At 44.7% G+C, this 12,760-nt stretch carries 9 protein-coding genes; 2 read left to right on the forward strand and 7 right to left on the reverse strand.

The window, feature by feature from the left end; genetic code table 11:
• Positions 1-31: 31 nt before the first annotated feature.
• The 7 genes from FHW88_RS18135 to FHW88_RS18165 all read right to left on the reverse strand — a co-directional run bounded on the left by FHW88_RS18135 (position 32) and on the right by FHW88_RS18165 (position 10,809).
• A complete protein-coding gene (locus tag FHW88_RS18135; protein ID WP_176627410.1) occupies positions 32-1,441 on the reverse strand; it encodes an efflux transporter outer membrane subunit in 1,410 nt (469 codons plus the stop codon).
• 36 nt (positions 1,442-1,477) lie between these two features.
• Entirely contained in the window at positions 1,478-4,633 is a 3,156-nt protein-coding gene (locus FHW88_RS18140) for an efflux RND transporter permease subunit (RefSeq protein ID WP_176627411.1), read from the reverse strand.
• A 51-nt stretch (positions 4,634-4,684) separates the two neighbouring features.
• Complete coding sequence (locus FHW88_RS18145) at positions 4,685-5,857, reverse strand: efflux RND transporter periplasmic adaptor subunit (protein ID WP_176627412.1); 1,173 nt, start codon at positions 5,855-5,857, stop codon at positions 4,685-4,687.
• Between the two features lie 102 nt (positions 5,858-5,959).
• Positions 5,960-6,547: a TetR/AcrR family transcriptional regulator gene (locus tag FHW88_RS18150; RefSeq protein ID WP_090527190.1), complete on the reverse strand. Its 588-nt coding sequence runs from the start codon at positions 6,545-6,547 to the stop codon at positions 5,960-5,962.
• A gap of 282 nt (positions 6,548-6,829) precedes the next feature.
• On the reverse strand, positions 6,830-7,732 hold the full coding sequence (locus FHW88_RS18155) for a helix-turn-helix domain-containing protein (protein ID WP_175489984.1): 903 nt from the start codon (positions 7,730-7,732) through the stop codon (positions 6,830-6,832).
• A 60-nt stretch (positions 7,733-7,792) separates the two neighbouring features.
• Positions 7,793-9,136 (reverse strand): deoxyguanosinetriphosphate triphosphohydrolase, encoded by a 1,344-nt coding sequence (locus FHW88_RS18160; RefSeq protein WP_176627413.1) that lies wholly within the window; start codon positions 9,134-9,136, stop codon positions 7,793-7,795.
• 59 nt (positions 9,137-9,195) lie between these two features.
• The gene (locus tag FHW88_RS18165; RefSeq protein ID WP_176627414.1) at positions 9,196-10,809 is read right to left on the reverse strand and encodes a Na+/H+ antiporter; all 1,614 of its coding nucleotides are present in this window, start codon (positions 10,807-10,809) and stop codon (positions 9,196-9,198) included.
• A 251-nt stretch (positions 10,810-11,060) separates the two neighbouring features.
• Here FHW88_RS18165 and FHW88_RS18170 point away from each other — a divergent pair, with 251 nt between their 5' ends.
• A complete protein-coding gene (locus FHW88_RS18170) occupies positions 11,061-11,462 on the forward strand; it encodes a hypothetical protein (protein WP_090527185.1) in 402 nt (133 codons plus the stop codon).
• A gap of 117 nt (positions 11,463-11,579) precedes the next feature.
• Complete coding sequence (locus FHW88_RS18175; RefSeq protein WP_176627415.1) at positions 11,580-12,722, forward strand: efflux RND transporter periplasmic adaptor subunit; 1,143 nt, start codon at positions 11,580-11,582, stop codon at positions 12,720-12,722.
• Positions 12,723-12,760: the final 38 nt, after the last annotated feature.

The following is a 12,760-nucleotide window of genomic DNA, read 5'->3' on the forward strand; positions in this document are numbered from 1 at the left end:
GGCTTCTTGATTAACAGGGAGGTAATTCCATCTATTTCCAGCCACCCCCTAAAGCGCGGTAAAGGTTAACTATGGCTTGTAATTCCTGCAAATGATCGTTAACGCCGCTTAACTGGGCAGCAAGCAAGTTTTGTTCTGAAGTTAAAACATCGGTATAGTTAGTTGCCGAGCTGTAACGCAGCAACTCCTTGGTATAATCAACCGATTTTTCGAGCGCCTGCAACTGTTTAACCCTTGAACCTTGTTTTTCAATGGCGTTTTGATAGGAGAACAACGCGTTGGTTACCTCCTGCCCCGCCGTGAGTAATGATTTTTGATAAGCATAATAAGCTTCCTGTTGCTGGGCTTGTGCTGTTCTTAAACGCGCCCGGTTTTGACCTTTGTTAAAAATGGGCTGGGTAATGCCGCCAACAAAGTTGTAAAATATGGAATGATCAAAAAAGTTCTTCAACTGCAGGGTTGATAAACCGGCCTGCCCGGTAATGGTAAGCTGCGGATAAAAATAAGTACGTGCCAGGTTGGTATTTTCAAACGCGCTCCTGAAGGCAAACTCAGCTTCCTGCACATCCGGGCGGTTTTTTAAGAGCTGGGATGGGATGCCCGTTTTCAGGTCGGCTACGGGTTTCTGCTCGCTTAGCGTTGTACGTTTGATAGTGCCCGGGGCCCTTGCCAGCAAAATGCTTAATGCATTCTCGGCTTCGCGGATGCTTTGTTTAAGATCGGGGATGGTAACCTCGGCGGCATAACGGTTAGCTTCGCTTTGTACCACCGCCGCTCCGTTTACAACAGCCCCTTCCTTCAGGGCTTTTACGGTCTCTACATCTTTTACCCGTATGGTAAGGGTTTGCTGAGTGATAGCCAATTGCTCATCAAGCGCCAGCAGGTTATAATAAGCGTTTGCTATATCGGCTATGAGCTGGGTTTGAACCGCTCTTTTAGCAGCGTCACTTTGCAGCAATGATGCCAGCGCCGCTCTTTTCGAACTGCTTAATTTACCCCAGATATCGGCCTCCCAACTGGTACTCAAGGCTGCCTGGTAAGTAGTGGTTTTCAGGTTGAACGAGTTGGCAAACTCAGGCGGAAAATTTAAGCTTGCTGCTGATGTTTTTGCCCGCGTAACGGTTCCGCTTCCTTCCAGGCTTGGCAGATATGCCGCCTTGCTTTGGTTAAATGTTGCCTGCGCCTCGTTAATGCGCTGTACGGCAGTTTTTAAATCGAGGTTTTCACGTAGCCCCTCCTGGATCAGGTTTACCAGTACGGTATCAGAAAATAGCTGGCTTACCGGCATGCTGGCCATTGATGTGGTATCGCTGATGGTGGCATCGCGATACAACTTATCGGTATTTACTACCGGCTGCTGGTATTTTTTTGTAACACATGAGGCAAGTACCGCGGTTGCTGCCAGCGTAGCCAGTATTTGCCGTTTATATGAATGGATCATTTTTTTGCTTATTTATTGTTCTTAAAAATTTTGCGGTCAGGCTATCGTTTCGGTTTCAATTTCTATTTCTTTTCCGGCAGGTTTACCGCTTACGCGTTCCTGGAGCGACTGGAAGATGATGAACAGTACCGGGATCACAAACACACCGAATATGGTACCGATCAGCATCCCGCCTACAGCGCCTGTACCTATTGAGCGGTTACCTTCGGCACCTGCTCCTGATGCAATCATTAGTGGGACTAAGCCCAGTATAAATGCGAAAGATGTCATCAGAATAGGCCTTAAACGGGCAACCGAGCCATCAATAGCGGCCTGCACAATGCTTTCGCCGTTACGCCTGCGGGCTACCGCAAACTCAACTATCAGGATGGCATTTTTGGCTAACAGGCCGATGAGCATGATGAGGGTGATCTGCAAATAAATATTATTTTGGATGCCGAAAATCCTGGCGAAAATGAACGCGCCGGCCAAACCTATAGGCAGTGACAGTAATACAGCAAATGGCAGGATATAGCTCTCGTACTGCGCACTTAATAAGAAGTATACAAACACTAAACACAGCAGGAAAATAAAAATAGTTTGACTGCCGCTGGCAATCTCCTCGCGGGTAAGGCCCGAAAACTCGAATCCATAACCGGCAGGCAATGTCTTTGCGCCTACTTCCTGAATGGCTTTAATGGCATCGCCTGTGCTGAAGCCCGGTTTCGGAGCGCCGTTTACCGAAATAGAAGTAAACAGGTTAAAACGGTTAACTGATTCAGGGCCGTAAACCTTTTTCAGCGTAACAAACTCAGATATGGGCGCCATCGTATTATTGGCATTGCGCACATACATGTTGTTCAGGCTGCCGGTGGTACCCCTGTAAGCGGCATCTGCCTGGATCATTACACGGTATTGCTTGCCAAATTCGTTAAAGTTGGAGGCATAAACACCCCCAAAATATCCCTGTAAGGCGCTTAATACCGAGTTTACAGTAATACCGGCATCCTTACATTTAGCCACATTAACATCAACCAAAAACTGCGGGAAGTTGGTATTAAAAAACGTAGACGCATATTGAATTTCCGGACGCTGGTTTAATGCGCCCAGGAACTTGCCGTTTATTTCGGCAAATTTCACAATGTCGCCGCCGGTTTTGTCCTGCACCTGGAACTCGAAACCGCTGCTGTTACCAAAGCCTTGCAAAGTTGGCGGGGCAAAGAACAGGACGGTAGCACCTTTAATACCGGCTGTCATGCCAAATAGTTTACCGATAACGGTGTTCACATCAGATCCTTTGGCCGTGCGTTTGTCCCAGGGTTTCAGCTTAACCATGATTAAGCCATATGAGCCACCCGCGCCGCTCAGTATGCCTTGACCTGCAACCCTGATAGTCGACTCCACTTCGGGCAGGGACCTTACCATACCTGATACCTTGTCGATAACCTCGGTAGTACGCTCCAGTGACGCGGCAGGCGGCAATGAGATATCGCCAATAATAAAACCCTGATCTTCATTAGGCACAAAGCCCGATGGCGTTGTTTTTAGCAGGAACCAAAATATCAACCCAAAAACCGCAATGCCGGCAATCGAGAGCCATTTTTTGGCCGCAAGAAAGCTTACAGATTTTTTGTATTTGCGGGTAATTGTATCAAAACTGGTATTAAAGGCTGTATAAAATCTTTGTAACAGGCCTGTTTTATGATGCTCGCCTTCGGGATGCGGTTTCAATAACAGCGCGCACAATGCCGGGCTTAATGTTAAAGCGTTTACTGCAGATATAAAAATCGCGACAGCAAGCGTTAAACCAAACTGTTTATAAAACACCCCGGTTGAACCGGTAATGAACGTTACCGGGATAAACACGGCAGCCATTACCAAAGTGATGGATACTATAGCGCCGCTGATGTCATTCATGGCGCTGATTGTAGCCGCTTTTGCCGATTTAGCCCCATGATCAAGCTTGGCGTGTACGGCCTCAACCACCACAATGGCATCATCCACCACAATACCAATGGCCAGCACCATGGCAAATAGCGTAAGCAGGTTAATGGTAAAACCAAACAGTTGCAGAAAGAAAAAAGTACCCACAATAGCCACAGGCACCGCGATAGCCGGGATCAGCGTGGAACGGAAATCCTGAAGGAATACGAACACTACGATAAACACCAATACAAATGCTTCAATCAGGGTGTGCACAACTTTTTCTATCGAAGCATCTAAAAAGTCATTAACACTAAAAAGGGAAGTATAACTAATGCCCGCAGGGAACGTTTTCGACGCCGCCTCAATGGTCTGCTCGCAGTTTTTAATTAACTCATGCGCGTTTGAACCCGCGGTTTGATAAATGGCTATAGCTACCGCAGGTTTGCCATTCATGGTAGTAGCATTGGCGTAACTTTGCGCGCCAAGCTCAACCCGCGCTATATCTTTCAGGCGCAACAGCTGACCTTTGGTTGAGGAGCGGATAACGATGTTTTCAAACTCAGGCACACTGGTAAGCCTGCCTTTATATTTCAATACATACTGGAACGACTGGTTATCGTTCTCTCCTACTTTACCCGGCGCGGCCTCAATATTTTGCTCGGCCAGGGCATTGTTCACGTCATCGGGCACAAGGCCGTAGGTGGCCATTACATCGGGCTTTAACCAAATACGCATGGAATAATCCTGTATGCCAAATGAGGATGCATCACCTACACCGCTGATACGCTTGATCTGCGGCAGCACGTTAATGTTGGCGTAGTTCTGCAAAAATTTCTCGTCGTAGCTTTTATTATCGCTCGACAGGGAAAATACCATCACCATACTGCTTTGGCGTTTACTGGTGGTAACGCCTGCCTTGGTAACCTCGGCAGGGAGCAAACTGGTGGCTTTTGACACCCTATTCTGCACGTTTACCGCCGCCAGGTCGGGGTCGGTACCTTGTTTAAAATAAACAGTGATAACAGCGCTACCGTCATTACTTGCAGTAGAGGTCATGTAGGTCATATTCTCCACGCCGTTAATTTGCTCTTCGAGCGGTACGATAACACTTTTCATTACCACTTCGGCATTAGCGCCCTGGTATGATGCGGATACCTGCACGGTAGGCGGTGCTATATCGGGGTATTCTGATATGGGCAAGGTTGTAAGGCCCAGGATACCCAGTATGACTATAATTACCGATATTACGGTAGATAATACTGGTCTTTCAATGAATGTACGTAACATATTGTTTATGTTGATGCCGGGTAAAAAGGAATCCGGCCGGTGTTGTGAAAATTATTTTAGATCTTTATATACCACGGCGTTTTCCTGTACTTCCGGTTTGATAACCATACCGTCTTTTAAACTGCCTGCGCCATCGGTAACAATGGTATCACCTGCCTTAAGGCCCTCGGTAACTACATAATATTGGCCTGTGGTGAGGTCCATAACGCTCACTTCGGTATTTTTAACCGCTCCTTTACCGTCAACCACATACACAAAATGCTTTCCCTGCAGCTCATAAGCGGCCTTTTGAGGGATTAGCACGGCATCTTTTACAGTCTGGGGGATCTGTATAGTAGCACTTCCGCCGCTGCGGATCAGGCCAACAGGGTTAGGGAATGCTGCCCGGTAACTTGCCGATCCGGTTTCGGTATTAATTAAACCGCTGATGGTTTCCACTTTACCTTTTTCGGCATAGGTGCTGCCATCCGGCAATACCAGTGAAACAGGCGGCGTGTTAGCCAGCTTTTCATTCATGGTTTTTCCTTTTACCGTTCTCGAAAAATCAAGCAGCTGCTTTTCATTCAGCGCGAAGTAGGCATACACTTTACCAATATTGGATACTGTTGTTAATGGCTGCGCGGTTGAACCGGTGATGAGGCTACCTAATTTATAAGGAATGGCCCCTACCACGCCATCAACCGGGCTGGTTATTACCGTATAACCTAAATTGGTTTCGGCGTTTGCTAAACTGGCTTTTGCCTGAGCGAGGGTGGCCTTGCGGGCTTTTAATGTATACTCCGCCGATTCAAGCTCATAATGGCTGATGATATCTTTTTCAACCAACGGCCTGGTCTTGTTAACCTGCAGTTGGGCAGCGCTTACATCAGCTTCGGCACTGGCTATGGCCGCGGTCGCGGTGTTTACATCCTGGGCATATTGCGGCGCGCTGAGCTTAAAAAGCAGCTGGCCCTTTTTTACAACGCTGCCCTCGTCAATGTAGATCTTATCTACATAACCATCAACTTTAGGACGGATCTCTATATTCTGCTGCCCCTGGAGTGTGGCAGGGTATTCGTTGTTTAGCGTAGCGTCATGTAAACTGATTTTAAAAACCGGGTAGCTTTGCGGTGGCTGGGGGCCTCCCGCAGCCATGGCGCCGCCCTGGTTTTGGCTGCCGCCACATGACGACAATAAAATTAAGGCGACCCCAAAGCCGGTTAGCAGTTGAACTGTATTTTTCATAAATATAAACTTGTAGTTATTGGAGTGAATTGATATTGAAGACATTGTGATGTGTGTTAAATTATTTTGTTTGACGATTGCGTTAATCACCGGATAAATTTTTTACTGGAAAATCATTTTACAGATCATCTTCTTTCGCTCATTAATGAGGCAGGTATAACTTTCGTTGCTCAGGTTAAAGGCCTTTTTATATATGGGCCCCATGATAAGCGGGTATGACATCAGCGAAAACAGGTTCAGCACAAAATGCATGGGGTTCATCCGTTCAATATTACCTGCTTCCATTTCGGCGCCGATCTGCTCCATGAACTTATTGATATGATGCGGCCTGGCCTCGTTTGTGTACTTACAGATGTTTGAATTGATCTCGGTGATCAGGAAAGTTTCCTGGTAGGGATAATTGTTGGCCTCAGTTAAAAACAACTCTATAAAGCTTTCAACCTTGCTTTTAAACGGCATGTCGGATGCCATAACAGCGTCGAGACGGGTTGTTAAAGCAAGCATTGCTTCCTTAAACACCTGTTCAATTAAAACGTCCTTAGTGCGGAAATAGTAATTTAACAAGGTGCGGCTTACACCGGCCGCGTCGGCGATATCCTGGGTATTGGCATGGAGCCGGCCCTCGGCAAAAAAAATGTGTTTAGCGGTGTCCTTAATTAATTGTTCGGCACCTGTGTCCCTTATCGGCATAAACAAACCTGGCGTTTAACCGGGCACACTATTACGCCCGGCTGCATCAACAACTGATGACAGGGCAAAAGTGGCTTAATTATCGTTTTTGCAGAATGTTTAAAGGATGGCGCAATATGTCAAAAAGTCGTTTTCACTAAAAACATTGTAATGGAATGGTAATAATAATTACAGCGTTGCAACGATACTTATCATTTGCAATTAAAATTATAACGAATAGCGTAGTAACTACGCACCAATGAGATCGGACTGAGAAGAATTTCTCCAGGGAGGGCTATAGGCTTATAAAGGCGTTTGACGGTATTTACTGGGACTGGTACCGCATTGTTTTTTGAAAAACTTGCTAAAAAAGAACTGATCGGCAAAGTTGAGATAAGCAGCAATCTGGGCTATGGTTAACGAGGGGTCGTTAAGGGCGACTTTAGCTTCCAGGATCACAATCTCGTCAATGAACTCGCCCGCGGTTTTGCCAGTTATTTCCTTTACAGTTTGCGAAAGGTATTTAGGGGTGATATTCAGCATGGCAGCATAAGCCTGTACGCTTCTTTCTTCCTTAAAATGCTGCGGAAGGATTTTTAGAAACCGAAAAGTCAGTTCCTCCTTTCGTGTACCCTTTACTTCCGCTATTTTTTGTTGCTTTTGATATAGCGCGCCTATCTCATAAACAAAACCGGTAAAAATGCTTAGCACAACTTCATCCTGGAATGCCAGATCATTACGATTATCCATTTTACTTTCAAGGATTTTCATAATTGATATAAGATTATCGGCCGGCTCCTGATCAATAACCAGTAACGGATTTACCTGCGATGATAAAAAATCAAACGCTTCCACATTTTTTGTGTGGATACTGGTAGCAGATAGATAAGCCGAGGTAAATATGATCGAGGTAAGCCTGCAATCTGGCGAAACATTCAGAAACTGGCGAACGGTATTGGGCGCTACCATCAGGATGTTATTCTTTTTTAAGTTGTACTCCAAAAGGTTGGCATTAATTGATAGCTCACCTTCATGAACAAGCGTTAAAAAAAAATGGTCTGACCGGAAGGGATGCAAAATAGGCACCTCAATATCCCCCGGATTAAACGACATAATATGCAGGCCTTTATACTGATTGGTAACACCAAGCGGAGCAAGCAATTGCTCCATGGTATGCATCTGTACAGGTCGGATATCTTTCGGCATAGGGCAATAATAACTATTATTTGCACGAATTATTACGCCTCGTCCGGGCATTCGTGTATATCAGCTCATTGACGGGAACGAAATCCCCTTAATTTTTCTGAACAACTCAACCGCATACAGATCGGTCATGCCCGAAACAAAGTCAAGAACGGTCTGGATCTTTGAATAATCGTCGTTGGCTTTGGTTAAAAACTGTTTAGGGATCAGTTCGATCAGTTTCTCGTGGTATTTTGAATTATTTTTTAAATAAGCAGGGACAAACTCTTCCAATAAACCACCCATTACCTTATAACCAGCAACTTCCTTTTGCACTACCGAACTATAGTTGTAGATCTTTTTTACAGAAACCTTTTCGATTGCTTTCATGGCAGACCGGAGCGGTTCTTCAATCGCATCCATCAGCGCCGAATTAAAATCACCGTTCATGATCTCTTCCTGTTTGTCATAAAACAGATTTGAACATTGATTTACCAGGGTATTTATTGCTATTGCCCTCAAATAGCCAACTTTGGCATCTGTATCATCAAACTCTTCCAGTCGCTCTTCCATCCGGGGAATAGTACACAATGGCATTAGCAATGCTTTCACTTCCTCATAGGAGAGTATTTTAAGGCGATGGGCATCTTCCAGATCAACGACATTGTAGCAAATATCGTCAGCCGCCTCAACAAGGTATACTAATGGATGCCTTTTGTAAATAAGCTCATCGTCCTCTACCCTGATCAAACCCAAATCATTGGCTATCTTTTCAAAGTCCTGCTGCTCGGAAGCGAAAAATCCATATTTCTTTCGGTAGATGATACCCTTTTTATGCCCGGCTACAGATGAACACGGGTATTTTGCAATAGAAGCGATGGTTGAATAAGTTAATGCCAAACTCCCCCGGCCTTTACCGGCAAACGGATGTGTTAATAATCTCAAAGCATTAGCGTTACCCTCAAAATGAGTGAGATCTTCCCATTGCTGCGCGGTAACAGTGTCTTTATAATCCTTACCTGCTCCTTCTGCAAAATAATGTGAAATGGCTGATTCGCCCGAATGGCCAAAGGCGGGATTACCCAAATCATGGGCTAAGCAGGCGGCAGCCACCATATTGCCGATCTCACTGATCAGCGGATATTTCTTTTCAACCTCGGGATCTTCTTTAAGCATCCTGTTAAAATGCATCCGCCCTAACGAGCGGCCCACACTGGCTACCTCCAAACTATGGGTAAGCCGGTTATGTACAAAAATGCTTCCGGGTAAAGGGAATACCTGGGTTTTGTTTTGCAACCTCCTGAAGGGTGATGAAAAAATTATCCGGTCGTAATCCCGCTGAAACTCCGATCGTGCATCGATATGGTTTGCAATATATTTATCCTCGTAACCCCAGCGTTTTGCCGATAACAGTTGATCCCAGTTCATTATAGTTTGATGTATATAGAGCGGCAAAAGTAGCCATTATGCATGAAAGAAATAATAAGTTACACCACCTCAAAATGCTGCCTCAGCTTTTCTTCTTCCAAATCAAGCAGGTCTAATTGCTGCTTTACAATATCGTCGCTGATATTTTCTTTCTTATTCAGCGTAAGCAGTAAGGCACGCTGCTGATCCATCACGTCATTCAGGATCATGCGGTAATCATGATAAAAATTATCGGCGCGTTGTTCACTGCCATCTTTTTCCCAGTCTTTCAGCAGTTCCATATCGGCACTCAACCTTAGCCTAAATGCCTTGACCATATCGTTACCGTCTAATCTGTCGGCATATTTATCTTCAAGTATTTGTAAAGCTAACTTCGATAACTTTTTCCTGACCAACTGCTTTTGCTGCTCCGGCGAAACGGTATAGTCGCGATCGGGCATATTTACAAACTTCACCAATAAGGGCAACGTAAGGCCCTGAACCACCAGGGTAAACATGATCACCACGAATGTGATAAACAAAATAAGGTTGCGTTGAGGAAAGGCAGCACCGGACGGTAAAAGTTCGGGGATACTCAAGGCAGCGGCAAGTGAAACCACACCCCGCATCCCTGCCCAACCCAGCAATAACGGCCCCTTCCAGCCCGGGCTCGGATCGGCAGTGATAATGTAACGGCTAATGAATACGGTAAATACAGAGGCACCAAAAGTACTGGCTAAACGGGCCAGTATCAGTACACAGGTTATAATGAGGCTATAGTTTATCGCCGGTTTCAGGCCTTCGGGCCCAAGCGCCTTGATAATTACCGGAAACTCTAATCCTATCAGGATAAACACAAACCCGTTTAAAACAAAAGCTACCGTTTCCCAAACATTAACTCCCTGCAACCGGCTGCGGTAACTTAATATCACGTGCCGTTGTGACGACAGGAACAACCCGCCGCTTACTACAGCCAGCACTCCCGAAAAGTGGAACTCTTCGGCCGCCATATACATGGCATACGGTGTAATAAACGTAAGGATAATATCAATATTAGCCGTAGTTGGCAGCCAGCGGTGTATGGTATAAAAAACCAAACCTACAGCCAATCCAATAACGATACCCATTACAATTACCAGTACAAAACTTAGCGTGGCTTGTCCTAATGCAAATTTGCCGGTAACAACCGCGGCAAGCGCAAACCTGAATATCACCAAGCTCGATGCATCGTTCATCAAGCTTTCGCCCTCAACAATGGCGATAAAGCGTTTAGGTATTTTAATATTTTTAAGGATATTGCTTGCTGATACGGCGTCAGGTGGTGAAATTATTCCCCCGAGCAAAAAACCCAGGGGCAGGGTAAAACCCGCTATCAGGCTGTTTGACACAACCGCGATTAAACATGACGTTAAAATAACGATCAAAAATGCAAAACTGGAGATCACCCTGCGCCATTTCCAGAAATCCTTCCAGGAAGTGTTCCAGGCCGATTCATACAACAAAGGCGGCAGAAAAATAACAAAGATCAGATCGGGCTGTATTTCGATACCTTTCAGAAAAGGAACGAAACCAAGAGGTAAACCGACTAAAACCAATAATATGGGATAAGCTATTTTGATTTTTTGCCCAAGCATTACCACAAAAAGGATAACTGTTAACAGGCAGGCACATTGAATAATAACGTGATGCAGCATGTAGCTAAAATACAATTATTCGTTGAGTAAAGCTTGCAAACTATATTATTAGGCAGTATTAAGGAAGCATGAACAAATAACCGTTTTTGCTGTTATGAAAGCATTAAATAAAAACTACCGAAGTAAAAATTGAGTTATAAAAAGATAAAATCCTAAAAAACAGCAACAAAAAATAAAAATAAAGTCATTTTATATCAAAAAAAATACAAACCTATTTCGATAGCTTCAAATATTTTAGTATTTTCGCAATCATGGCGCCGACGATAAAAAAAATATTCTTCGCATTATTTTTTTTCCAGCTTGCAATAGCTGTAGCCCCTGCTAACGCCGAATCAATTTTAACCCATTACAAAAAATCCGGCCAGGCTGCCGATTTAATTTCCCGTACCCATCAAAGGATCATCGGTCAAATTCAGCAGCAGGAGGTTCAGGATGATTCACCTGATTCAGATACTAACGAAGCTCATCATAACCGTACCATCATACGCTTTTTACCCAGCCGGGTAAATTATTCATCAGCACTAATGCCTGGTCAGCAGGCCTCACTTGCAGATGTTATATCATTAGTCGAAAAACGACAAAACCAGAATAAATCCATCAAAGGCTTTTTGCCTGCGTATTACAATTTCCTTTTCAGGCTCAGCCCGTTCTGATCCTTTTTCCGTTTCAGATGCCCTTTGCGGCAAATCCATGTTTTTATAAATCAAATTTTAACATTGGCTAACAGTACGTGATTAGCACTGCTATGCCTATAATCTATCCGGAAAAAAATGAAAAGGATCATCATTTATATACCCCTGCTGGCCATGGCCGCCGGCATATTTGTCACGGGTTGCTCAACCAAAGCCAAAACCAATAACGAAGCTGCCGCTTCCGATACGCTTCAGCTGCCTGTACTTACGTTAAATACGCAGGATACCGTTCTTCAAAAATCATACGTTGCCGATATCCAGGCACAAAAAAACATCGAGATCCGTTCGCGTGTTCGCGGCTTCCTCGAAAAAATATACATCGATGAAGGAAAGCAGGTTAAAAAAGGCCAGCTTTTATTTAAGCTTAACGACCAGGAATTTAAAGTAAACCTGTCAAAAGCTAAAGCCGCGTTAAGTAATGCCGTGGCCGCAGCCAAAGCAACCGAACTTGAGGTAGCAAGGGTTAAACTACTGGTTGACAAGAAAGTAATATCTAAGTCTGAACTGGAAGTTGCCGAATCAAAGATGAGTGCCGATCGGGCAACCATTGAAGAAGCACGCTCTATGGTACAAAGCGCCGAAGACCAACTGGCTTATACCTACATCCATGCGCCGTTTGATGGCATCATCGACAGGATCCCGCTTAAGTCGGGTAGTTTGATTGATGAAGGCACATTGCTTACCAGCCTGTCTGATATCAGCTCCATGTACGCTTATTTTAGCTTCCCTGAAAATGAATACTTACAATATATCCGCAAAAAGGAATCAGCTCCCGGCCAAACAAGTGATAAGGTTAAGCTGGTATTAGCAGATGGCCTGGACTTCCCCTACCAGGGCGAAATAGAAACGGTAGAAGCTGAAATTGAGCAAAAAACGGGCTCAATCAATTTCAGGGCAAAATTCCCTAATCCAAACAGGTTATTGAGGCATGGTGCTACCGGTAAGCTTTTCATATCTACCAAAGCCAATAACGTAGTCATGGTGCCGCAGCAGTCGGTATTTGATATCCAGGATAAAAGTTACGTATACATAGTTGATAAGGATAATAAACTGCACATGCAGGCCTTTTCGCCGCAAACCCGTTTTTCTACCTATTATATTGTAAAAGACGGCCTGAAAGCGGGCGACAGGATCTTGTACCAGGGAGCGCAGAACGTACGTGACGGCATGATCATTAAACCAAGGAAAATGGCAAAAGATTCGTTGCTGGCAATGAAATAATTATTGCCAAGGTTTCCTTTTTCCGGCCGCGTAAAACG

The sequence above is a fragment of the Mucilaginibacter sp. SG538B genome, from assembly GCF_013376065.1.
Taxonomy (GTDB): Bacteria; Bacteroidota; Bacteroidia; order Sphingobacteriales; family Sphingobacteriaceae; genus Mucilaginibacter; species Mucilaginibacter rubeus.

Excerpts from the sequence above, each read along its gene's own strand:
- FHW88_RS18135 (WP_176627410.1), bottom strand. The coding sequence starts at position 1,441 with ATGATCCATTCATATAAACGGCAAATACTGGCTACGCTGGCAGCAACC.
- FHW88_RS18145 (WP_176627412.1), bottom strand. The coding sequence starts at position 5,857 with ATGAAAAATACAGTTCAACTGCTAACCGGCTTTGGGGTCGCCTTAATT.
- FHW88_RS18140 (WP_176627411.1), bottom strand. The coding sequence starts at position 4,633 with ATGTTACGTACATTCATTGAAAGACCAGTATTATCTACCGTAATATCG.
- FHW88_RS18150 (WP_090527190.1), bottom strand. The coding sequence starts at position 6,547 with ATGCCGATAAGGGACACAGGTGCCGAACAATTAATTAAGGACACCGCT.
- FHW88_RS18155 (WP_175489984.1), bottom strand. The coding sequence starts at position 7,732 with ATGCCGAAAGATATCCGACCTGTACAGATGCATACCATGGAGCAATTG.
- FHW88_RS18160 (WP_176627413.1), bottom strand. The coding sequence starts at position 9,136 with ATGAACTGGGATCAACTGTTATCGGCAAAACGCTGGGGTTACGAGGAT.
- FHW88_RS18170 (WP_090527185.1), top strand. The coding sequence starts at position 11,061 with ATGGCGCCGACGATAAAAAAAATATTCTTCGCATTATTTTTTTTCCAG.
- FHW88_RS18165 (WP_176627414.1), bottom strand. The coding sequence starts at position 10,809 with ATGCTGCATCACGTTATTATTCAATGTGCCTGCCTGTTAACAGTTATC.
- FHW88_RS18175 (WP_176627415.1), top strand. The coding sequence starts at position 11,580 with ATGAAAAGGATCATCATTTATATACCCCTGCTGGCCATGGCCGCCGGC.